This window comes from Neisseria musculi (assembly GCF_014297595.2).
Lineage (GTDB): Bacteria > Pseudomonadota > Gammaproteobacteria > Burkholderiales > Neisseriaceae > Neisseria > Neisseria musculi.
In genome coordinates this window covers 1,213,322-1,235,506 of sequence record NZ_CP060414.2, presented here as the reverse complement: position 1 = coordinate 1,235,506, position 22,185 = coordinate 1,213,322, and the positions used below count along the sequence as shown (strand labels likewise).

Annotated in this window: 17 protein-coding genes; 9 read left to right on the top strand and 8 right to left on the bottom strand. The window is 57.3% G+C overall.

Annotation, left to right across the window (positions count from 1 at the left end):
• Positions 1–205: 205 nt before the first annotated feature.
• From H7A79_RS06510 to nth, 4 genes are all read left to right on the top strand, one after another.
• Positions 206–1,975: an ABC transporter ATP-binding protein/permease gene (locus tag H7A79_RS06510; protein ID WP_187001645.1), complete on the top strand. Its 1,770-nt coding sequence runs from the start codon at positions 206–208 to the stop codon at positions 1,973–1,975.
• 284 nt (positions 1,976–2,259) lie between these two features.
• Entirely contained in the window at positions 2,260–4,152 is a 1,893-nt protein-coding gene (locus tag H7A79_RS06505; RefSeq protein ID WP_187001438.1) for a monovalent cation:proton antiporter-2 (CPA2) family protein, read from the top strand.
• A 250-nt stretch (positions 4,153–4,402) separates the two neighbouring features.
• On the top strand, positions 4,403–5,302 hold the full coding sequence (locus H7A79_RS06500) for a pirin family protein (protein ID WP_187001437.1): 900 nt from the start codon (positions 4,403–4,405) through the stop codon (positions 5,300–5,302).
• A gap of 386 nt (positions 5,303–5,688) precedes the next feature.
• Positions 5,689–6,324: an endonuclease III gene (gene nth / locus H7A79_RS06495; RefSeq protein WP_135034534.1), complete on the top strand. Its 636-nt coding sequence runs from the start codon at positions 5,689–5,691 to the stop codon at positions 6,322–6,324.
• Between the two features lie 264 nt (positions 6,325–6,588).
• Here the strand turns inward: nth and H7A79_RS06490 are convergent, their stop codons facing one another.
• From H7A79_RS06490 to H7A79_RS06455, 8 genes are all read right to left on the bottom strand, one after another.
• On the bottom strand, positions 6,589–6,729 hold the full coding sequence (locus tag H7A79_RS06490; protein WP_135034535.1) for a FeoB-associated Cys-rich membrane protein: 141 nt from the start codon (positions 6,727–6,729) through the stop codon (positions 6,589–6,591).
• Positions 6,729–8,606, bottom strand: coding sequence for a ferrous iron transporter B (feoB, locus tag H7A79_RS06485; RefSeq protein WP_187001436.1), 1,878 nt, complete (start codon positions 8,604–8,606; stop codon positions 6,729–6,731). Before feoB ends, H7A79_RS06490 begins: the two co-directional genes overlap by 1 nt.
• An 88-nt stretch (positions 8,607–8,694) precedes the next feature.
• The gene (locus H7A79_RS06480; protein WP_187001435.1) at positions 8,695–8,967 is read right to left on the bottom strand and encodes a FeoA family protein; all 273 of its coding nucleotides are present in this window, start codon (positions 8,965–8,967) and stop codon (positions 8,695–8,697) included.
• 417 nt (positions 8,968–9,384) lie between these two features.
• Entirely contained in the window at positions 9,385–9,825 is a 441-nt protein-coding gene (locus H7A79_RS06475; protein ID WP_187001434.1) for a DNA polymerase III subunit chi, read from the bottom strand.
• Between the two features lie 668 nt (positions 9,826–10,493).
• Complete coding sequence (serS, locus tag H7A79_RS06470; RefSeq protein WP_187001433.1) at positions 10,494–11,786, bottom strand: serine--tRNA ligase; 1,293 nt, start codon at positions 11,784–11,786, stop codon at positions 10,494–10,496.
• Positions 11,787–12,027: 241 nt separating this feature from the next.
• The gene (gene pdxH, locus H7A79_RS06465; protein ID WP_187001432.1) at positions 12,028–12,660 is read right to left on the bottom strand and encodes a pyridoxamine 5'-phosphate oxidase; all 633 of its coding nucleotides are present in this window, start codon (positions 12,658–12,660) and stop codon (positions 12,028–12,030) included.
• An 84-nt stretch (positions 12,661–12,744) separates the two neighbouring features.
• Positions 12,745–14,244: an exopolyphosphatase gene (ppx, locus tag H7A79_RS06460; RefSeq protein ID WP_187001431.1), complete on the bottom strand. Its 1,500-nt coding sequence runs from the start codon at positions 14,242–14,244 to the stop codon at positions 12,745–12,747.
• 188 nt (positions 14,245–14,432) lie between these two features.
• The gene (locus tag H7A79_RS06455) at positions 14,433–15,113 is read right to left on the bottom strand and encodes an energy-coupling factor ABC transporter permease (protein WP_135034542.1); all 681 of its coding nucleotides are present in this window, start codon (positions 15,111–15,113) and stop codon (positions 14,433–14,435) included.
• 93 nt (positions 15,114–15,206) lie between these two features.
• Here H7A79_RS06455 and gloB point away from each other — a divergent pair, with 93 nt between their 5' ends.
• The 5 genes from gloB to H7A79_RS06430 all read left to right on the top strand — a co-directional run bounded on the left by gloB (position 15,207) and on the right by H7A79_RS06430 (position 22,139).
• The gene (gene gloB / locus H7A79_RS06450; RefSeq protein WP_187001430.1) at positions 15,207–15,971 is read left to right on the top strand and encodes a hydroxyacylglutathione hydrolase; all 765 of its coding nucleotides are present in this window, start codon (positions 15,207–15,209) and stop codon (positions 15,969–15,971) included.
• A 165-nt stretch (positions 15,972–16,136) separates the two neighbouring features.
• Positions 16,137–19,436 carry a DNA translocase FtsK gene (locus H7A79_RS06445; RefSeq protein WP_377057672.1) on the top strand — a complete coding sequence of 1,100 codons (3,300 nt, stop codon included), beginning with the start codon at positions 16,137–16,139 and terminating at the stop codon, positions 19,434–19,436.
• An 80-nt stretch (positions 19,437–19,516) separates the two neighbouring features.
• On the top strand, positions 19,517–20,143 hold the full coding sequence (locus tag H7A79_RS06440; RefSeq protein ID WP_187001429.1) for a lytic transglycosylase domain-containing protein: 627 nt from the start codon (positions 19,517–19,519) through the stop codon (positions 20,141–20,143).
• A gap of 83 nt (positions 20,144–20,226) precedes the next feature.
• Positions 20,227–21,612, top strand: a complete 1,386-nt coding sequence (locus H7A79_RS06435; protein ID WP_187001428.1) for an MFS transporter — start codon at positions 20,227–20,229, stop codon at positions 21,610–21,612.
• The gene (locus H7A79_RS06430) at positions 21,612–22,139 is read left to right on the top strand and encodes a single-stranded DNA-binding protein (protein WP_135034546.1); all 528 of its coding nucleotides are present in this window, start codon (positions 21,612–21,614) and stop codon (positions 22,137–22,139) included. The genes H7A79_RS06435 and H7A79_RS06430 overlap by 1 nt, the downstream gene beginning before the upstream one ends.
• Positions 22,140–22,185 lie beyond the last annotated feature (46 nt).

Sequence of the window (22,185 nt, the reverse complement as noted above, 5' to 3'; positions counted from 1 at the left end):
TATGAATATTAAAAAAACAGCTTTGTAAAAATTTTCAACTTATTGTTTTTATTTCACAAATATTCTTGTTTATATTTACATTGTTTATCTTCTCAAACACAGCCGGCAACTTCTGCTCCGGTTAAGCTCGCTTGACTGTGGAAATATTTACGGCTGAAAGGCCGTCTGAAATATTTCAGACGGCCTCATGATGTGTCGAATCAATATGGAAAAATGGCAAATCGAACTGGGCAACAGCCCGATGTGGCTGCTGCAAACTTTGGGCGGCGTGATGGCAGCTTTGGTGCTGATTGTTTTTCTGGCGGGCAAAACCCGTTTCGGCAAACAGTTTTGGTATATTCTGCGCCCCTGCATCAATAAAAAAAGCGGTGTCAAAACCGCACTGGCAGTTATGCTGATGGTGTTGCTGCTGCTTACCGAAATCCGTTTGAATGTTTTAAACACATTTTTCTACAACGGTTTATATAGTGCCCTGCAAGATGCTGAAGCCCAAGCTTTTTGGTTTTTCGCCCTGATTAATGCGGGGGTGGTGCTGATGCGTACGCTTAACGGCATTGTGAACGATTTTTTCGATCAGGCGCTGGCGATTAAGTGGTCGGAAAAATTAAACGCCGTGCTGACCGAACGCTGGCTGGCCGACAAAAACTATTACCGTCTGCAAATGCTCCGCCATGCGCCCGACAATATCGACCAGCGTATCCAGCAGGACGCGCAGGAGTTTATCGTTGCTACCATCGAATTTATCCGGGGTATGCTCAATTCGGTGATTTCTGCAGTTGAATTTACCATTGTTTTGTGGGGATTGTCGGGCATTTTAAGCCTGTTCGGCTTGGAGATTCCGCGCGGTATGGTGTTTTTCGTGTTTGTATTCGTGCTGCTTTCCACCGTGGCGGCGATGTGGATAGGCAAACCGCTGATCCGCTATAACTACGACAACGAAAAACTTAACGGCGACTACCGTTATTCGCTGATCCGCGTGCGCGATCATGCCGAGAGCGTGGCGTTTTACAACGGCGAATGGCGCGAACGGCAGCAGCTTGGCGAACGTTTTGCCGCCATTATCCGCAACCGCTGGAAAATCGCCCGCCAAAGCATTACGTTAAACGGCTTCAACGATCTGCTCACGCAGGGCGTACAGCTTTTGCCGCTGATGCTTCAGGCACCGCGTTTTTTTGCCGGACAGATTAAAATCGGCGATATGCACCAAACCGTGCAGGCATTCAACCGCCTGCAACGCGCCTTATCGTTTTTCCGCAACTTCTATGAAGCATTCACCGCTTACCGCGCCCGCTTGGAACGTTTAAGCGGCTTTCTCGCCGGCACCAACCAAATCAAACAGGCCGGCAACCCGCAGGTTGACGAAGTTTCAGACGGCCTCTCGCTCGACAACGTAACGCTCTACCGCCAAAACGGCGATGTGTTACTGGAAAATCTGAACGTGGGCGTTGGAAGCGGCGATGCACTCTTGATACAGGGCCCCAGCGGCTGCGGCAAAACCTCACTGTTGCGTGCATTGGCAGGCTTATGGCCGTTCGGCAGCAGCGGCACAATCGGCCGCCCCCCGCAGAGGGATATTTTATTTGTGCCGCAACGCCCCTACACACCGCAGGGCAGCCTGCGCCAGGCGGTGTGCTATCCCGACATCGACCCGCACCATCCTGAATTGGTGGCCGTCATGCAGGCCTGTTTTCTAGGCCGGCTTGCCGGGCAGCTAGATAAAGCCGATGATTGGCAGCACAAACTCTCTCCGGGCGAATTGCAGCGCGTGGCGTTTGTGCGCATTCTGCTCACACGCCCGAAAGTGGTGTTGCTTGACGAGGCCACCGCCGCATTGGACGAGCCGACCGAAGCCGCGCTGTACACGCTTATCCGCGAGCGTTTGCCCGAGAGTATTATTGTGAGCATCGGCCACCGCGGCACGCTCGCCGCCTTTCACAACCGCCGTATCTTTGTGGGCGAGGCACCCTGCGGTTAAGGCCGTCTGAAACTGCTGCCGGCGGCAGGAAGTAACCATATTCCGGCCAAAGCGGGGGAAACGGGTTGTATTTTATTGTTTGAACCAATGGATCAAAACCCAACCCGGCAACCGGTATCATGCCGGCGCTGCGGATAGAGAAATCACTGTTTGTATTGCGGATACTTGGGAGGGGATTTTTCTATTTCTGTGCAAACTTCAATCCGATTCGGGCCGGTTCGGGTAAAATGGCGGTCTTTTTTTATTTAAGCAATATCAGCAATTTTTTTATTTTCCGGAGATTTATGGCAGCAGAAGGCGCGGGCGAACTGATTAAAGTGGTTTCCCTGCTCGGCTCGGCAGTGGTTGCCGTGCCTTTGTTCAAACGGTTGGGGCTGGGCTCGGTGCTCGGTTATCTGGCGGCAGGCTTGGTAATCGGGCCGTTTGGTTTGAAACTGTTTGACGACCCGCAGGCAGTGATCCATATTGCAGAATTGGGCGTGGTAATGTTTTTGTTTATCATCGGCCTGGAAATGAAACCCTCGCATTTGTGGGCACTGCGCCGGCAGATTTTCGGCCTGGGCAGCCTGCAAGTGGTTCTGGCGGCCTTTATACTCACGCTGGTAGGCATTTTCGGTTTCGATGCGTCCTGGCAGGTGGCGTTTGTGTGCGCTTCGGGGTTTGTGCTGACCTCCACGGCGATTGTGATGCAGGTATTGGGCGAGCGCAACGAGCTTGCCGGCCGCAGCGGGCAGCGCATGGTGTCGATTTTGCTGTTTGAAGATTTGCTGATTGTACCGCTGCTGGCTGTTGTGTCGTTTCTTGCCCCGCATGATCCGGTAAATGCCGCCGAAGCAGGTTCCGTGTGGATGAAACTGGGGGCGGCGGCATTGTCGGTGGCGGTGCCGGTGGCGGCGGGTTTGTGGCTGCTGAACCCGCTGTTCCGCGTACTGGCCAAATCGAAAGCGCGCGAAGTGATGACGGCGGCGGCGCTGTTGGTGGTGTTGGGCGCGGCTTTGCTGATGGAAGAAGGCGGGCTGTCTATGGCGATGGGGGCGTTTGTGGCCGGCGTATTGCTGTCGGAATCCAGTTTCCGCCACCAGCTTGAGGCCGATATCGAACCCTTCCGCGGCCTGCTGCTCGGCCTGTTTTTCCTCGGGGTGGGTATGGCATTGGATCTGACCGTGGTGGCGGAAAACTGGCAGATTATCGTGTCGGGCGTGGTGGCGCTGATGGCGGCCAAAGCAGCAGTGATTTATCTGGTGGCGCGGGCGGCAAAAAGCAGCCGTGCCGAAGCGGCAGAGCGTGCGGTGATGATGGCTCAGGGCGGCGAATTTGCCTTTGTGTTGTTTACCACTGCGTTTTCACAAAAAGTGATTGATGCTACCGTTAATGCCAATATGACGGCGTTTGTGGTGCTCTCGATGGCGCTGACACCGCTGTTTCTGATTCTGCACGGCAAATATCTCGCTCCGCGCCTGAAACAGGGCGGCGCCGGGCGGGCAGACGATGAAATTCACGAACAAAAAGCGGTGATTGTGGTCGGTATGGGGCGTTTCGGGCAGATTACCACCGATATTCTGCGCATGTGCGGCTACCCGCTGACCATTATCGACAAAGACCCGGTGATGGTGGACGGCATGAACAAATACGGCATCAAAACCTATTTCGGCGATGCCTCCCGCCCCGAACTGCTGCTTACCGCCGGCATCGAAAAAGCGCAACTGCTGGTGGTGGCGATAGACGATAAAGAACAGGCGCTGCACATCATCGAATTTGCCCGCAAAACCAACCCGGGCATTAAAATCATCGCCCGTGCCTACGACCGCATCCAAACCTTCAAGCTCCACCGTGCCGGTGTGGAGTTTGCCATACGCGAAACCTTTGATTCTGCCGTGCGCACCGGCCGCACCGCGCTGGAAGTATTGGGCATGGAAAAAGGCAGGGCCGATGAAATCAGCCGCTTCTATTTCCACCGCGACCGTGCCCGCGTAGCCAGAATGGCGCCGCTCTACAACCCCGAAGACGCAATCTTCCAAAACGAGGAAATGCTCAACGCGGCCAAGCAGGAAGACACCGAAACCGCAGCCATGATACAGGCGCTGATGCGCGGCGAAGCGGTGGAGTGGCCCGATGCAGACGAGACGGCTTGGCCGTCTGAAAACACAGAAGGCGAAAAAGCCGCTTTATTGAAATAACAGCGGTTTGATGCCTTTGCAAAACCTACTGAGGCCGTATGAAATATCCGTTTCCCGTTGTTTGCGCAACGGCGGGAATCCGGCTCAAAACCACAAGTTTTATTTCTAGCGTTAAAAAACGAATCGGGTTTCAGCTTGCACAGAAAGAAACGGAAGCCCGATATTTCAGACGGCCCAAGTGAGCCGCACCAAGAAACCCCGGTTTGTTTTAACCGGCTGTCCGACAGCCAACCCAATTAAAGGAATATTGATGAACACCGAAAAACTCACCGCCAAAACCAAAGACGTCGGCGGCATTCCCGTTGCCCGCCTGCTGCCGCAGGGCAGCCGCCGCACCATCGGCGCATGGTGCTTTCTCGATCACGCCGGCCCCGCCGAATTTGCAGAAAATTCAGACGGCCTGCAAGTCGGCTCTCACCCGCACACCAATCTGCAAACCTTTACCTGGATGCTCTCGGGCGAGGTGTGGCACCAAGACAGTTTAGGCTTCCGCCAGCTTATCCGCCCCAAACAGGTCAATCTGATGACGGCCGGCACAGGCGGCGCGCGCGGTATCGCACACACCGAGCAAACGCCCGAGGGCATCAAACAGCTTCACGCCGTGCAATTGTGGATAGCCTTGCCGATGCACAAGGAAATCGATCCCGATTTCCAACACTATCCCGAGCTGCCCGAATGGCAGGAAAACGGCGTGCGTTATATCTTGACCACCGGCTGCTTCGGCAGCCATACTGCCCCCACTGCGCAACACAGCCCGCTGATCGGTTTGGATATACAGTTTGACCGGGCCGCGCGCATCAGCATTCCCGCACAAGCGGGCTGGGAATACGGCGTATTGGTGATAGCGGGCAGCATCAAGGCGGGCGGGCAGACTTTCACCGCCGATGAGCTGGCCTTTATCGAAACCGCCGATGCCCGATCGTTTGAACTCGAAGGAGAAGCCGGCAGCCACATCATGCTGCTCGGCGGCGAACCGCTGCCGCATCCCACCGTGGTTTGGTGGAATTTCGTTGCCGACAGCCGCGAAGCCCTGCAACAGGCCGTGACCGACTGGAACAGCGGCAGCCGCCGTTTCGGCACAGAAATAGATTTGGGCGGCACCGGGCTGAAACGTTTGGTTGCACCCGAAGTGCCGCAAGGTTTGCGTTAGACAGATACCGCAAACCCAATGACTCGGTTGCCGCACTTTCGCCGAACACATCGGTTTTGCAAGCCGCAGCGGCAACCCGCGCCGCTTTCCGCCTGCATTGGCGATTTATTATAGAGGCCGTCTGAAAAAAGCTGCCGTTGTATGCCGCGCAAGCCCGCTTACAGGCGGAACGGCAGGCAGATGCTTTCAGACGGCCTGAACTTTTGCAGCAACCCGCGCCGTTAAGGCAGGGCGGCGGCTCGCAAGAGTGCCGGCAGTATGGCGGGGCAGGCCGGTGCCGCCATCATTTTTCGAGTGGACAAAGAATGTTCCTCTCCTGAATCCACACACGGCGCGGTGTTATATAATGCCTGCCCCAACCGCACAAACTGCAACCCAACCCCAAAATGAACAAACTGATCCGCCAAGAAATTTTCGAGCGTTTCCGCGCCGCCAATCCGCATCCGACCACCGAATTAAACTTCAACAGCCCGTTTGAGCTGCTGATTGCCGTGCTGCTTTCGGCGCAGGCTACCGATGTGGGTGTGAACAAGGCCACGGCGAAACTGTTTCCCGTTGCCGCCACTCCTCAAGCCATGCTGGATCTGGGCTTGGAAGGCGTGATGGAATACACCAAAACCATCGGCCTTTATAAAACCAAATCGAAACACATTATCGAAACCTGCCGTATCCTGTTGGACAAACACAACGGCGAAGTGCCGCAAACCCGCGAAGCGCTGGAAGCCCTGCCAGGCGTGGGGCGAAAAACTGCGAATGTGGTGCTGAATACGGCTTTCGGCCAAATGGCGATGGCGGTGGACACGCATATTTTCCGAGTGTCCAACCGCACCAAAATTGCGCCCGGCAAAAACGTGCGCGAAGTGGAAGACAAACTGATGAAGTGTGTGCCGAAAGAATTTCTGCTCGATGCCCACCATTGGCTGATTCTGCACGGCCGTTACACCTGCAAGGCGCAAAAGCCATTGTGCGCGCGCTGCATTATCAACGATTTGTGTGAATACGGGGCGAAAGCCGTGCCTTAGTGTCCGGTTTGCCGGGAGAGCGGGTTTGGCACTCAATTTGCTTTGACAGGCCGTCTGAAACTTTTCAGACGGCCTCAAGTTTTTTGCACAGCAGAGTATTGAATATCTGCATGGTTTTCCGGTTAAGCGGCTGCAGCGGGAACAGATATTTTGAAAGTAGCCGCGTCTGTACCGGCTTTGCCGCTGTTTTTGTGCGGACAGGCCGTCTGAAACTTTTCAGACGGCCTGTGTCGGTTTTTAAAGGTTCCGGTTTGCAGAGCAAGGCTAGCCGCAGCCTTTACCGCCGCCGCAGCGGTCGCAGCCGCCGCAGGCAGAATTGCTGTTTTTGGGCTTGAACACAAATTTGCGCAGTATATACAGCACGCACGCCGCTACGATAATGCCAACGATAATATATTGTTCCATCAGAGAATCCTCGAGCTTAGCTGATAAACGATAAAGGCAAACAAATAGGCCAGTGCAAAGAGATAGCCGGTAATCATCAGGGTTTTGCGGGCGGATTTGGTTTCGCGCTTAATCACCGCCAACGTGGCCATGCACATCGGGGCGTAGATATACCAGGCCAAGAAAGCAAACGCAGTCGGCAGCCCCCAGTTGCTGCCCACAATCGGAACCAGCGCGTTTTGCACCGCGTCTTCCGAGCCTGTGCCCACAGCATATACTGTGCCCAGCGCGGCCACCACCACTTCGCGGGCGGCGATGCCGGGAATCATGGCAATGCACATCTGCCAGGTGAAGCCCAGCGGCGCAAACAGCGGCTCGATAAAGTGGCCGATGGTGCCGGCGAAGCTGTAATCGATGGCGGCGCCGGTTGCTCCTTCAGGCGGCGCAGGAAAGCTCACCAAAGCCCACAACACCACGCTTAAGGCGAAAATCACGGTGCCGGCGCGTTTTAAAAATGCTTTCACGCGATCCCACAGGCTGGTGGCGATGTGTTTGAAATTGGGCATGCGGAATGTGGGCAGCTCCATCAGCAGCGGAAACTGGCGGATGCCGGTTTGCCTGCGGGCAAAACGTTTCAGCACGAAAGCTGTTAATGCCGCCGAAGCGGTGCCCGCCACATACAGGGCAAACAGGGTCAGGCCTTGCAGATTAAACACGCCCCATACGGTTTGCTGCGGAATCACTGCAGCGATAATCAGCGCGTAAACGGGCAGCCGCGCCGAGCAGGTGAGCATGGGGGCAATCATAATCGTTGCCAGGCGTTCGCGCGGGTCTTGAATGGTGCGCGCCGACATCACGGCGGGCACGGCGCAGGCAAAGCTGGAGAGCAGCGGAATAAACGAGCGGCCGGAAAGCCCGCTTTTCGAGAGCAGGTTGTCGAGCAGAAAAGCGGCGCGCGGCAGATAGCCTGAATCTTCGAGCAGAAGGATAAATGCAAACAGAATGGTAATCTGCGGCAGAAACACCAGCACGCTGCCCATGCCGGCAATCACGCCGTTCACCATCAAATCCTGCAATATGCCGGCGGGCATCACGGCGGCCACCCATTCGCCCAATGCGCCGAAGCCGCCTTCGATGGCCTCCATTAATGGTTCCGACCACGAATAAACGGCTTGGAACACCAATAACAAAACCGCCGTCAAGATAACGAAGCCCCAAACCGGGTGCAGCACCAGTGCATCCAAGCGGCGGTGCCATTCGGGCAGCTTCATTTCGGTGCGCACTACTTGGCGCAGAATGTCTTCCACCTGCTCATACAGCGCGTTACTGTCGAGATTGTTGAGCAGGTGTTCGACCGCCTCCATATCCACGGGCTTGCCCGCGCGGCGCGGCAGTTTTGCAACCGCCTCGCGCACGCCGCTGATGCCGTCTTTGCTCACCGCCACTGTTTCCAACACCGGCACCCCCAGCAGTTTGCTGAGTTTGACCGCATCGATTTGCAGGCCTCTCGAGCGGGCGACATCGCTTAAATTAAGCGACACCGCCATCGGCAGCCCCAGTATTTTCAGCTCCAGCATCATGCGCAGGGTCATGCGCAGATTGGTGGCATCGGCTACGGCAATGATTGCATCGGGCTGCCGGCCGAGTTTGCCCAGCACCATATCGCGCGCCACCGCCTCATCGGGGCTGGTGGTGCGCAGGCTGTAGGTGCCGGGAAGGTCGATGATGTGGATGGAGGCATCATCGATAAATACCCCCTCGCGTTTATCGACCGTTACCCCCGGATAATTGGCCACTTTGGCGTTGGAGCCGGTTAATCCGTTGAACAAAACGGTTTTGCCGCAATTGGGCGCGCCAAGCAGCGCAAAATAGCTTAAAGAAACGGCATCGGCCTGCATATCGTATCCTTGCAGATGATGGGAATGATTTTTTAATTTTTCAGACGGCCACACAGATTGAGCGGAACAAAGGCCGTCTGAAAGCAGTTTAGAAATGTTCGGTTACCACGCGGCACATGATTTTGGCTGCCTCGGGCGCACGCAGGGCAAATTGCGACTGATTGCCCAAACGCACGGCAAGCGGCCCCTTGCCGAATGCGCCCACGGCAACCACCATCAGCGGCATACCGTTGGAAAAACCCAAATCGGCCAAACGGCGGCCGACCAAATCATCTAACCCGCCGAAAATGGCTTGCGGCCGGATAGAATCAATATGGGCATATGTGCCTTTGCTGAGAGAAGAGAGCGGAACCACGGCCATAAGAAACTTACTTTCTTGTTTGACGGTAACAATCGGAAAGCGGCAAGACGGATAAACAGCAAATAAACTAGTATTGGTTCTTATTTGATTGCAATATCATGCTAATACTTTTCAGCAAAATACTCAATTCAGTCTGTTAATCTATAAATAATAGTTTGAAACTTCTTGATATAAATCAGAAACAGGGAGTTGGTTGAATTGGGCAGCCGGCATGGAAAGGTTGGTTGCCACAGGGTGTTTCAGACGGCCGGATACCGGCGCAAAACAGTAAGCCGCAGACCATACCGAGCCGGTTCTGCTGCCGCTGCAACGGCTTGCACAACCGCTTTCTTTGAGCTGAGGCACAGAGCGTCCTGCCGGCGGTAAAGCGGGTTTATTATATTTCGGGTTTATTATATTTATAGTGTTGAAAATACTTTAGGCTTTGCCCTGCATATTGTGGTGTTCGACTTCAAAGCCCTGTTTACGATAGGCCTTGAAACGCTCGCGGGCATCGGCCAGATCTTCCAGGCCGGTGCCGATGATTTCCAGCACGCGGGCGGGTCGGGCAGGGGCATAACACCAAAAATCGGCAGAGACGTTCAGCACTATCGTGCCGGGTGCGGTTTCAGGCAGCGCTTCCCCGTAAGACACCAGCAGCGGCACGTTTTGCGGCAATGCCCGGCCGTGAACCCACAACTCGTGCGGCAGAAAACTTGCCGGATCAAACTGCCACAATTGCCTGTCCAGCCGCTCGGCTGCTTCGGGCGAATCTGCCCACAGCAGCACACGGCTGCTGCTTTTCACGGCGCGTTCCGCCAAGCGGCAAACGAAAGCGGCAGGATCGCCGACATGGGTGTAGAAAGTTGCTTTGGGCATGGCATCACCGCTGTTTCAAACGGCCTTCGGCAGGCTGATACAGGCCGTAACCTTTGAACGATTCACAAACATCACAGGCGTTATTTGCTGTTATTCCCGCGCAGGCAGACATTCAGATGTTTAGCATCCCGGTATGGGTTTAACCGATACTTCAATATTTTTATTTGCATTTCCCTGAGCGGGGATAACGGCATTTAAGCTTTTCAGACGGCTTCAGGTCGTCTGAAAAGATTTTTCAACGTGAATCCGCTGCATTTCCGTTAAGGCGCAGAGCGTTTTGAGTGCCGCCCGAATGGTTTGCGGCTCGCCGGTTGGCACTGAAAATGTGCGGATTGACTGCAAACATAAACGTTTAAACCTTAAACATAAAACAAACATAAAACGTTTTCCGGGTTTAAGATAAAACGGGAGCGGGGCGGCAAAAAAGCTGCGCCCGCTTTCAGACGGCCTAAGGCTCTGCAAAACCCGCGCCGCTCTCGCAGCAAGGCGGCAGAGTGCCAAGCTTCCAATGTGGCGCGGCAGGCAATCCTCAGGTTTCACACATAACCCGACACATCATGCCGGGGGCTTCAGCATATCGCGGCAGAGTGGAATTTAAAGGGGCGGGTTGCGCCAGCGGGCGTTGCGCAATGCCGCCCACCGCAAGGCCGCCGCACTGCCGGGCTCCGCTAGGGTTGCAGCTTGGCAATGCCGCCCATATAGGGTTGCAGCGCGGCGGGGATGTTGATGCTGCCGTCTGCATTCTGGTGGTTTTCCAGCACGGCTACCAACGTGCGGCCGACCGCCAGGCCGGAGCCGTTGAGCGTGTGCAGCAGGCGGTTTTTGCCGTTTTCGTCTTTGAAGCGTGCTTTCATGCGGCGGGCTTGGAAGTCTTCGCAGTTGGAGCAGCTCGAAATTTCGCGGTAGGTGTTTTGCGCCGGCACCCACACTTCCACATCATAGGTTTTGGCCGCGCCGAACCCCATATCGCCGGTACACAGCACAATCACGCGGTAGGGCAGCTCGAGCAGTTGCAGGATTTTTTCGGCATGACCGACCATCTCTTCCAGCGCATCATAGGAATGCTCGGGGCGGGTAATCTGCACCATTTCCACTTTGTCGAACTGGTGCTGGCGGATCAGGCCGCGCACGTCTTTGCCGTAGGCACCCGCTTCGGAGCGGAAGCAGGGCGAATGGGCGGTGAGTTTCAGCGGCAGTGTTTCAGACGGCACAATGCTCTCGGCCACGGTGTTGGTGAGCGTAACTTCGGCGGTGGGAATCAGATATTGCACAAGCTTGGTTTCATCGCCGCCGCGGGTAACGTGAAACAGGTCTTCGCCGAATTTGGGCAGCTGGCCGGTGCCGAACAGGGTGTTGCTGCTGACAATATAGGGCGTGTAATACTCGGTGTAGCCGTGGTGCAGCGTGTGGGTGTCGAGCATAAACTGCGCCAGCGCGCGGTGCAGGCGGGCGATTCGGCCTTTCATCACGGCAAAGCGCGCGCCGGAAAGCTGCGCACCCGTTTCAAAATCCAAACCCAGCGGCGCGCCCAAATCAACGTGGTCTTTGACGGCGAAATCAAACACGCGCGGCGCGCCGTAGCGGCGCACCTCCACATTCCCGCTTTCGTCCGCGCCCACCGGCACGCTCTCGTGCGGCAGGTTGGGAATGGCGGCCAGCCAGGCATCCAACTCGGCCTGCACGGCCTCGTAGTCGGCGGCGGCCTGTTCCAAATCTGCTTTAATCTGCGCCACCTGCGCCATCGTTTGCTCCGCTTCTTCGTGCCTGCCCGAACTTTTCAGGGCGCCGATTTTTTTCGACTCGCTGTTGCGCGCGGCCTGCAGCTCTTCGGTGCGGACTTGCAGTTGCTTGCGTTTGTTTTCCAGTGCTTCGAAGCGGGCGGTGTCGAGCGGGTAGCCGCGTGCGGCCAAACGCTCGGCCACGGCGGCGGTGTGGTTGCGGAGTTGTTGGATGTCTAACATGGTTTTTCCTGTGGTTTCGGGTAAACCTGCCGGAGCAGGCCGGTGATTGTAAACCAATTTGCGCCGTTGCCTGTGTTTCTGGCGCGGTAGTTTTGCGCCGTTGCGCTGTTTTTCTGTTTGGAGGCCGTCTGAAAACAGCGCGGGCAGGCCGTGGAGCTCCGTGGAGCTAAAGCGTCAGCGGGCAATGTTCAACGCCCGATACAATATTATATTTTGCAATATTTTCAGACGGCCTGCGCTTTCAGGGCGACAGTCTTTCTTTGTGCCAGATGCCGTTTTGCAAACGGTATTGGATGCGGTCGTGCAGGCGGCTGGGGCGGCCCTGCCAGAACTCCACACGGTCGGGCAGGACAATGTAGCCGCCCCAGTGCGGCGGGCGGGGCACGTGCAGCGGGTGTTGCAGGCCCACGGCGGCAGCGCGCGCCACCAATGCCGCTTTGCCCGAAATCACTTCGCTCTGCTCGCTGGCCCATGCGCCGATGCGGCTGGTGTAGGGACGGCTTTCGAAATATTCGTCTGATGCGGCTTCATCGAGTTTTTCTACCCGCCCTTCCACGCGCACCTGCCGCTCCAGTTCGGGCCAGAAAAAGGTGAGGGCGGCAAACGGCACGGCTGCCAGCGCGCGGCCTTTGCGGCTTTTATAGTTGGTGAAAAACACAAAGCCGCGCGGGTTGGTTTCTTTAAGCAGCACCTGCCTGCCTTCGGGGCGGCCGTCTGAATTGACGGTGGCCACGTTCATGGCGGTGGGTTCGTTTACTTCGGCGCGGATGGCTTCGTTGAGCCAGCGGTCAAACTGGGCAATAGGGTTGTCGCCGCATTCGGCTTCCGAGAGTTCCTGCCTGCTGTAGTCTTCGCGGATATGGTGCAGATCCATTGCGGTTTCCTAAACGGGTTGCATTAAGTTGGTTGGCCGTCTGAACAGGCCGGGGGGGATTTCAGACGGCCGAAGCCGCGGGCATTATTGTGCCTGCACGGTAAAGGGCATGCCTGCCCGCTGCCATTGTCCGCTTTCGTATTCGAGCGCGCCGGCAATCAGCGGGTGCCGGTCGAGCCAGTTGCGGTTGATGCGCAACACGAAGCCTTTGCCCCCATCGCTGTTGCGCAGCTGGGTGAAGGGCGGCAGATCCAACGGCAGGCGGGCGCGGCAGAACAGTGCGGCCAGCCGTAGCGAAAGAATGGCCGGCCATATGGCACTGCTGCCGGCCAAAGGCATCATTTTGCGCACATCGCCCCGGTGGCCGAGCACCAGCTGCGACAAAATATTCTGCTCTTTGCGCGAAAAGCCGGGCATATCGGCGTTTTCGAGAATATAGGCAGAGTGTTTGTGGTAGCCGGTGTGGGCGATATCGACACCGATTTCGTGCAGCAGCCCCGCCCAGTTGAGGTATTGCTGCCAATAGGCCAGCTCCTGCACGGGCATGTTTTGGGCGTGGCCGATGCTTTCCATAAACTTTTGCGCGGCAGCGGCCACGCGGGCGGCCTGGTTTTTGCTCACATGATAGCGTTCTTGGAATTCTGCGGTGGTTTGGTCGCGCATGTCTTCGTTGAGCTGGCGGCCGATCAGATCGTAAAACACACCATCGCGCAGGGCGGCCTCGGTTACCGTCATTTTTTCGATTTCCAGCTCTTCAAACGCGGCCGTCATCACGGCCAGCCCGCCGGCAAACACTTCGATGCGGTCGGGTTTCATGCCCTCCAGGCGCGCTTTTTTCACGCTGCCGGCGGCAATGATTTTGTCGGCCAGCTTTTTCATGCCCGCGTAGGTGATGTCGTGTTCCTGCGGGTTTTCGGCGGCAATCACATCGCGTATGGATTTGGCCGATCCCGAAGTGCCCACGGCGAAATCCCAGCCGCTGCGCTTCATCAGTTTGCTGATGCGCTGGATTTCGTTGCGTGCGGCGGTAACGGCCGCCTGAAAATCTTTTTGGGTAATTTTGTTTTGGAAAAAACGCAGGCTGTAGGTTACGCAGCCCAGCGGCAGGCTTTCGGTGGAAGTGGGTTTGAGCTCGGAACCGATAACGAATTCGGTGGAGCCGCCGCCGATGTCGATAACCAGCATTCTGTCGCCGTTGGGCGGCAGAGTGTGCACCACGCCGGTGTAAATCAGGCGGGCTTCTTCGCGGCCTGCGATGATTTCGATGGAAAAGCCCAACGCGGATTCGGCTTTGGGCATGAATTGGGCGATGTTTTTCGCCACGCGGAAGGTGTTGGTGGCCACCGCCCGCACCTGCCCGGGTTGGAAGCCGCGCAGGCGTTCGCCGAATTTGGCCAAGCATTCCAGCGCCCGCTCCTGCGAGGCTTCGTCAAGATTTTTGCGGCTGTCCAAACCTGCTGCGAAGCGCACCATCTGTTTAAACGAATCGATGACTTTCAACTGGCCGTTGTGGATTTCGCAGATCTGCAGGCGGAAACTGTTGGATCCTAAATCCACGGAAGCAAGAAGGTTGGGAGCATTCATAACACGGAATCGGAAACATATTATAAAGAGCGCGAATGTTACCCCGCAGCCGCCGGATTGTCATCTGCTTTCGGTGCAGGGTTTTGCTTCATATCAATGAAAGCGCAGGCAGGTTTTCAGACGGCCTGATACCGTGGGGCTGAGGTCTGCCCGCTGCGGTGTACGGAGGATATTTGGGTGAGGCGGCATTATGTCCAAATGCTGTTTCGGGCGCGCAAAAAACGCCGCTCGTCAAAAGTGCTCAACCAGCGCGGGCGCAGAGCCACGAAAACGGCCGTGAAAATGCCGCTGAGAAAGGCTTCGCCCCAAGAGAGCAGAAAAAACACCGGAAATGCCGACTGCCACAACGCATCGGCAGCAAACACGCCGGCAAGCTGCAACAGCACCGACACCAGCAGCCCTGTGAGCAGCATTCCCGCTGCGGCAGCGAGAAAGCCGTTGACAAAAATATAAACAAACAGATTGTCGGGCAGCCGTGCGGCAACGCGGCGGAATGCAGCATTAATGGCAGCGGCAGGCAGCAGCACAAACAGCGCGTTGAGCCCCAGCGCCGCCCAGTTTCCGCCGCCGTGCAGCGCGGTGTAGGCTGCCAGCAGCAGCGTGCCCAGCCATAAAGCGGCGGGCAGGCCGAGCATCAGCACAGCCAAATTGATGCCGAGAAGGTGGTAGCTCATGCCCGCCAACTGCCCGCTGCCCAAACCCGCATTCAATCCCCACAGCACCGCCATATAAGCCGCCGCGACCATTGCGGCACCGTTGTGCCGGCACAGCGCAGGCAGCGCGGATTTGGCGGCCAGCAAAATACCCGCCCACAGCAGCAGGGCGGCATAGAGCAGGGCAGGGGGAAACCAGGCAGCCGAAAAATCCATAAACAGTCAAACAGCAAATTTTCAGACGGCCTGATTTATACCCCTGCCTCAGGATATAATCAAGGCCGTCTGAAAAAACAAAGGTGATGAAAAATGGCTGCGCAGGCGTTTACTATCCATCCGGTTGCCGCGTTGGACGACAACTATATCTGGACGGTTTCCCGCAACGGGCAGGCCGTCTGCATCGACCCGGGAGAGGCCGGGCCCGTGCTCGACTATCTGCACCGCCACGGCCTGAGTTTGGCCGAAATATGGATTACCCACCACCATCACGACCACACAGGCGGCATCGCCGGGCTGAAGCAGGTTTTCCCGCAATGCACGGTATACGGCAACCGCGACATCGCCGCCGCCGACCGGTATGCAGGCGAAGGCGTGCAGTGGCTGTTTGGCGGCTGCCGCGTTGAAGTTTGGCACACGCCCGGCCATACCGCCGGGCATCTGAGCTATCTGCTGCACGATGCAGAGGGCCTGCACGTTTTCTGCGGCGACACCCTGTTTTCGGCAGGTTGCGGACGGGTGTTTTGCGGCACCGCCGGGCAGCTTTATGTCTCGCTGCAACGCTATGCCGGCCTGCCCGGGCACACATTGTTTTACCCCGCACACGAATACACCGCCGCCAACCTGCGCTTTGCTGCCTGTGTCGAGCCGGACAACCCCGCCGTGCGCACCGCCCGAGCCGCCGCAGAACACATGCCCACATTGCCGGTGAGCCTGGCGCACGAGCTTCGGATCAACCCGTTTCTGCGCACAGGCGGCCGGCAGGTGGCGCAGAAAGCGGCGGAATACAGCGGCGGAAAATTGGCAGACGGAGCTGCTGTGTTCGCTGCCCTAAGGGAATGGAAAAACCGTTTTTAAGCCGGCTGCCGGCGCGAGCGGCTTTCAGACGGCCTGGCCGGCATCGGGCAGATTCAAAGCCTGATTGCCACGGCAGCGGTCGTTTGAATCTTTATTATCGTCAAAAGCCCCGTGCCGGCGTGAAAATTATTCTTTTCAGGGCTGAAACACGTTAGAATAACGCCTTTGCCGAAACCAAACGGGCTGTTTGTATTTATGTTGTGGACATTTTTACTGATTGTGTTGCTGTTTGCGATTGCGGGCGCGTTATGGGTGCGCCACCGCCAAGAGCAGGAATGGCTGCGCGAGTTGGCCTATCTGAGCCGCCACGAGGCTGATGCCGAAGCCGCGCCTGAGCCGGAAGCCGGCGGCTCCAAACCGCCCAAAGCCCTGCGCGGCGTGGATCCCAACCTGAAAAACACCCGCCAGAGCTATCGGGCGGCAGAAGAAGCCAAAGCCGTTTACGACAAAACCGTTGAAAAATTCCGCGCACTCTCACCGAAACACAGCCGCAAACTTGATGCCACTTCGGGCGGCAGGCGCGAAACGCAAGATGACGATTTCGAAGAGCTGCCGATTTTTGCCGCCGCACCGAAAATAGAAGCTGATCCCGACTCCGAATTTGCCGAAGCAGGCAGCAGCACCGACAACACCGAAGCCCCCGCCTGCACCCCGAAGGCCGCCGAACCGCTGCCCGACAATGCAGGGGCGCAGCCCGAAACGCAACAGAGGCCGTCTGAAAACGAAAACGGCCAAATGCAGGAGGGCGGCGGTATTCCCATGTTCGGCACAGTTTTATCGGCAGAAGCGGAAAGGGAAGCGGCAGGCGGGAAGGCAAATGCGCCCCAAAGCCGAAGTCTCACCGGCAAAGCCATCGGTATTGCGCCTTATGTGCCGTTTGACGGCAACGAATACCGCCCGGTGGGCGGATCTGTCGATGCTTCGCTGCCTGTGATCACGCTGGAAGAAGCCACCCGTTCGCTGCACGAAACCCATCTTGCCGACCAAGCGCCAAACAGAGCGGAGCCGTCTGAACCGAAACGGTTTTCCAACCCCCCGCCCGATATGGAGGTGGTGGAGCTTAATTGGCGGTTCAAACCCGCGCTCGAAGAAGCCGCGCCGCCCCAACCGGTTGTCGAGCCGGAAATTATCGGTTTGGACGACCCTGCGCTGGTGCGCACACGCGAACGCGTGTTTTCGGAATTGCGCCGGCTTTCCCATTCCGTGCCGCGCACCGAGATGACGCAGCCGGTGGCGCAGGCGTTGGGAAACCCCGAAACCATCGGCGAAGACGATATCCGTTCCAACCTGCTCCGCCAGCGTTTGGCGCGCCGCCGCCAAGTGTCGGCGCAAACGCCGGTGCAGGTTTTGCAGCCCAAAGTGATTCCGGAGGGCGAAGTGTTTGCCAATCTCGCCAAAACCGATTCGCCGGTCAGCCGGCAACGCATCCGCCGCATCAATACTGCCATACGCGAAAGTGTGATTCCTGACGCTGCGAGGGTGGAGCAGAGCCATTCGGCACAATTGCAGCCGCCGGGCAGGCCTGTTGCCGTTCCGCCGCCGATTTCTACACGGTTTACCCCGTTTGCCGCCGTGCCGGCCGCCCAAGCCGCCGTGATTGAGCAGCCCTCTGTGCCGGAGGTGGAGCGGCAGGTGATCGATATTCCCGAACCGCCCGTATTCCGGCACGATACCGCTCCGCTGCAAACCTTCCCGCCGCGTGTTGACGAATATGCCGGGCAGGCCGTTGCGCACATCAGCAGCCGCCCGAACGGGTCGATTACCGACCGGCTGCTGCAGGAGTCTGCATCAGAGGCGGAACTGCCGCTTTCTTTTCAGACGGTCGATCTCGCGGCGTTAAACCATGCCGATGAAACCACGGCGGCGGTGTTCGAACACACCCTCCAAAACCCGGCAGCCGGAACATTGCGGCCGTCTGAAACGCTGCCGGCAGGCACGGCGGACGGCGCAAAGAACCATGCGGTTTCAGGCGTGCCGCACCTGCCTACCGCAGCACTGCTGCAGCCGCCGCAGTTCGACCCCGGTGCTACCCAAACCGAAGAAGCCCTGCTGGAAAACAGCATCACCATTGAAGAGAAGCTGGCCGAGTTTAAGGTGAAAGTGAAGGTGATGGACGCTTATGCCGGCCCCGTGATTACGCGTTACGAAATCGAACCCGATGTGGGCGTGCGCGGCAATGCGGTGATGAACCTTGAAAAAGATTTGGCGCGCTCGCTGGGGGTGGCATCTATCCGTGTGGTGGAAACCATTCCGGGCAAAACCTGCATGGGTTTGGAGCTGCCCAATCCCAAGCGGCAGATGATACGCTTGAGTGAAATCTTCAATTCGCAGGCGTTTCGGGAATCCAAATCCAAGCTCACGCTGGCCTTGGGGCAGGACATCACAGGCGAGCCGGTTGTGGCCGATTTGGCCAAAGCGCCGCACCTTTTGGTGGCGGGCACCACCGGTTCGGGCAAATCGGTGGGGGTGAACTCGATGATTCTGTCGATGCTGTTCAAAGCCGCGCCCGATGAAGTGCGCATGATTATGATCGATCCGAAAATGCTGGAGTTGTCGATTTACGAAGGCATTCCGCACCTGCTCGCCCCCGTGGTAACCGATATGAAGCTGGCCGCAAACGCGCTCACATGGTGTGTGAACGAAATGGAAAAACGCTACCGCCTGATGAGCCATATGGGTGTGCGCAATGTGGCGGGCTTCAATCAGAAAGTGGCCGAAGCGGCGGCACACGGCGGGAAATTGGCCAACCCGTTTACGCTCACGCCCGAAGACCCCGAGCCGCTGGAAAAACTGCCGTTTATCGTGGTGGTGGTGGACGAATTCGCCGATTTGATGATGACGGCGGGCAAAAAAATCGAAGAGCTGATTGCCCGTTTGGCGCAAAAAGCCCGCGCCGCCGGCATCCACCTGATTTTGGCCACCCAGCGCCCCAGTGTGGACGTGATTACCGGCCTGATTAAAGCCAATATTCCCACACGCATCGCGTTCCAGGTGTCGAGCAAGGTGGACAGCCGTACCATTCTCGACCAAATGGGCGCAGAAAACCTGCTGGGGCAGGGCGATATGCTGTTTTTGCCGCCCGGCACGGGCTATCCGCAGCGCGTACACGGCGCATTCGTAGCCGATGACGAAGTGCACCGCGTGGTGGAATATCTGAAACAATTCGGCGAACCGGACTATATTGACGATATTCTCACCTCAGGTGTGGGCAGCGATGACCTGTTCAGTAACGCTAACGGCCAGCGCAGCGGCGAAGAAGAGCTTGATCCGATGTATGACGATGCCGTTGCCTGCGTGGTGAAAACCCGCAAAGCAACCATATCATCAGTGCAGCGGCATCTGCGCATCGGCTACAACCGCGCCGCCCGTTTGATCGACAGGATGGAGGCGGACGGCATTGTGTCCGCCCCCGAGGCCAACGGCAACCGCACGGTATTGGCGCAGGGGGGCGGGCATTTGGATTAAGTTTTTCAGACGGCCTGAAGTTTTGGGCAAAGAGAGGCCGTCTGAAAAACATAGCAATAAATATTTTCAAACCATGCACTATGAAACCGGACAACCTGATTCCTGCCGAATGTCTGCTGCGCCGCCGCCTGTTGGCGGCGGGCGGCGCATTATTGCTCAGCCCCCGCCTGCTGCATGCCGGGGCGCAACGCGAAGAAACCCTCTCTGATGATGTGGCATCGGTGATGCGCAGTTCCATCAACAACGTGAATCCCGCACGGCTGGTGTTCGACCGCGCTGAAGACGGCGAACGTTGGCTGCACGATATGTCGGCACGGCTGGCGCGCTATGTGGCCGATGAGGGCGAGCGCAAACGGCTGCTGGTCAATATCCAATACGAATCCAGCCGCGCCGGGCTCGATACGCAGGTGGTGCTCGGCCTGATCCAAGTGGAAAGTGCGTTCCGCCAATACGCCATCAGCAATGTAGGTGCGCGCGGGCTGATGCAGGTGATGCCGTTTTGGAAAAACCATATCGGCAAACCTTCACACAATCTGTTTGATATCCGCACCAATCTGCGTTACGGCTGCACCATCCTACGCCACTATAACAATGTGGAACGCGGCAATCTGGTGCGTGCTCTGGCGCGTTTTAACGGCAGCCTGGGCAGCAGCAAATATCCCGATGCCGTGCTTGGCGCGTGGCGCAACCGCTGGCAGTGGAGCTGAGCAGATTTTTCACGATGATTTTTTCAGACGGCCTGCGGCGCAGGTAGGCCGCAACAGGCCGTCTGAAAACACTTAACCGAATTATGGCAACAGAAAACCGCACACAGATGTATCCGCATGAGTGGCGCGCGGGCGTATCGCTGGCAGGCGTGTATGCGCTGCGTATGCTCGGCATGTTTTTGGTGCTGCCCGTATTGGCGCTTTATGCCGCCACTTTGCCCGGCGCGGAAAACAACAAAGCGCTGGTCGGCATGGCGATGGGCATATACGGTTTGACGCAGGCGGTGTTGCAATTGCCGTTGGGCATGGCTTCCGATAAATTCGGCCGTAAAAAGGTAATTTATTTCGGTCTGATTGTGTTTGCCGCCGGCAGTTTTATGGCTGCGGCTGCCGACACGCTTGAGATGCTGGTGCTGGCACGGGCGGTGCAGGGGGCGGGTGCCGTGAGCGCGGCGGTTACCGCCCTGTTGGCCGACCTTACCCGCGATGAAGTGCGCACCCGCGCGATGGCCGTCATCGGGCTGAGTATCGGGCTGACTTTCTCGGCCGGCCTTGTGCTGGCACCGCTGCTGGCCGCACGTATAGGTGTAGACGGACTGTTTGCCCTAACCGGCGTGCTCAGCCTTGCCGGCATCGCCGTGGTGGCCTGCATCACCCCCAACCCCTCAGCATCGAAACTGCACGAAGATGCCCAGGCGCAGCCTTCGCGTTTGGGCGAAGTATTGAAAGACGGCCGGCTGCTTGCGCTCAACTTCGGCATTTTTGCCCTGCATGCTGCGCAAATGGCCCTGTTTACCGCATTACCGTTTGCCCTGGTGGCACTCGGGCTGCTGAAAGAGCAACATTGGCAAATCTATCTGCCGGCAACACTGGCCGGATTGGTGCTGATGGTGCCGCTGATTATTGTCGGCGAAACCCGCAACAAACTCAAAGCAGTATTTGTGTGCGGCATTGTCTGCATTGCCGCTGCCCAGGCCGGCCTGCTGATTGTGCAGGATTCCGTTTGGGCGGCAGCTGTTTCACTGGCTGTGTATTTTATCGGCTTTAATGTGCTGGAAGCCAGCCTGCCTTCAATGGTGTCGAAAATCGCCCCTTCCGATTTAAAAGGCACCGCTATGGGGGTGTACAACACCATGCAGTCGGTCGGCCTGTTTGCCGGCGGAGCGGCCGGCGGCGTGTTGCTCCAACACTACGGTTTCAACGGCGTGTTCGCTTTTTGCAGCGGCCTGATTTTGTTGTGGCTGGCCGTTGCCGTGTGCTCACCCGCCCCCAAACCGGTTAAAAACCTCAATTTTTCGGTACCGGAAACTTGGCGCGGCAGAGCGGAGCAATTACACTCTGCCTTAACCGCATTGGAAGGCGTAGAGGCCGTCAGCTTCAGTGCCGACAAAAAAACCGTTTTTATCAAGGCATTGCAAAAAGGTTTCGACCAAAATGCCGCCGAACAAATTATTTCAGGAGCAAATTGATGTCATCGTTAAACAAAGTTATCCTTATCGGCAATCTCGGCCGCGACCCCGAAGTACGCTATATGCCCAACGGCGAGCCCGTTTGCAATTTCAGCATCGCCACCAGCGAAGTGTGGAACGACCGTCAAAGCGGCCAACGCCAAGAGCGCACCGAATGGCACAACATCACACTTTACCGCCGTTTGGCAGAAGTAGCCGGCCAGTATCTGCGCAAAGGCAGCTCGGTTTATATCGAAGGCCGCATTCAAAGCCGCAAATACATGGGCAAAGACGGCATCGAGCGTACCGCATACGAGATCATCGGCAACGAAATGAAAATGCTCGGTTCGCGCAGCAGCGGCACGGCGGAATACGGCGGTGAAGCCCAAGGCGCTTATCCGCAGCCGGCGACCCAACAGCAGAATTACCAAAACGCTCCCGTTTACCAGCAGGAAGCCCAAAACACACCGCCCGCTGCACCCCGCCGCCAAGCGCCTGCTGCGCCTGCCGCACCGGTGGACGATATTGATGATGACATCCCGTTCTAAACCCAAGCCGGGCCGGTTCATTATTTTCAATGCATACAGTTTGGCA

What these genes read in the sequence shown, in the direction of transcription:
- H7A79_RS06510 (WP_187001645.1), top strand. Translation starts at nt 206, where the DNA reads ATGGAAAAATGGCAAATCGAACTGGGCAACAGCCCGATGTGGCTGCTG.
- H7A79_RS06505 (WP_187001438.1), top strand. Translation starts at nt 2,260, where the DNA reads ATGGCAGCAGAAGGCGCGGGCGAACTGATTAAAGTGGTTTCCCTGCTC.
- H7A79_RS06500 (WP_187001437.1), top strand. Translation starts at nt 4,403, where the DNA reads ATGAACACCGAAAAACTCACCGCCAAAACCAAAGACGTCGGCGGCATT.
- nth (WP_135034534.1), top strand. Translation starts at nt 5,689, where the DNA reads ATGAACAAACTGATCCGCCAAGAAATTTTCGAGCGTTTCCGCGCCGCC.
- H7A79_RS06490 (WP_135034535.1), bottom strand. Translation starts at nt 6,729, where the DNA reads ATGGAACAATATATTATCGTTGGCATTATCGTAGCGGCGTGCGTGCTG.
- feoB (WP_187001436.1), bottom strand. Translation starts at nt 8,606, where the DNA reads ATGCAGGCCGATGCCGTTTCTTTAAGCTATTTTGCGCTGCTTGGCGCG.
- H7A79_RS06480 (WP_187001435.1), bottom strand. Translation starts at nt 8,967, where the DNA reads ATGGCCGTGGTTCCGCTCTCTTCTCTCAGCAAAGGCACATATGCCCAT.
- H7A79_RS06475 (WP_187001434.1), bottom strand. Translation starts at nt 9,825, where the DNA reads ATGCCCAAAGCAACTTTCTACACCCATGTCGGCGATCCTGCCGCTTTC.
- serS (WP_187001433.1), bottom strand. Translation starts at nt 11,786, where the DNA reads ATGTTAGACATCCAACAACTCCGCAACCACACCGCCGCCGTGGCCGAG.
- pdxH (WP_187001432.1), bottom strand. Translation starts at nt 12,660, where the DNA reads ATGGATCTGCACCATATCCGCGAAGACTACAGCAGGCAGGAACTCTCG.
- ppx (WP_187001431.1), bottom strand. Translation starts at nt 14,244, where the DNA reads ATGAATGCTCCCAACCTTCTTGCTTCCGTGGATTTAGGATCCAACAGT.
- H7A79_RS06455 (WP_135034542.1), bottom strand. Translation starts at nt 15,113, where the DNA reads ATGGATTTTTCGGCTGCCTGGTTTCCCCCTGCCCTGCTCTATGCCGCC.
- gloB (WP_187001430.1), top strand. Translation starts at nt 15,207, where the DNA reads ATGGCTGCGCAGGCGTTTACTATCCATCCGGTTGCCGCGTTGGACGAC.
- H7A79_RS06440 (WP_187001429.1), top strand. Translation starts at nt 19,517, where the DNA reads ATGAAACCGGACAACCTGATTCCTGCCGAATGTCTGCTGCGCCGCCGC.
- H7A79_RS06435 (WP_187001428.1), top strand. Translation starts at nt 20,227, where the DNA reads ATGGCAACAGAAAACCGCACACAGATGTATCCGCATGAGTGGCGCGCG.
- H7A79_RS06430 (WP_135034546.1), top strand. Translation starts at nt 21,612, where the DNA reads ATGTCATCGTTAAACAAAGTTATCCTTATCGGCAATCTCGGCCGCGAC.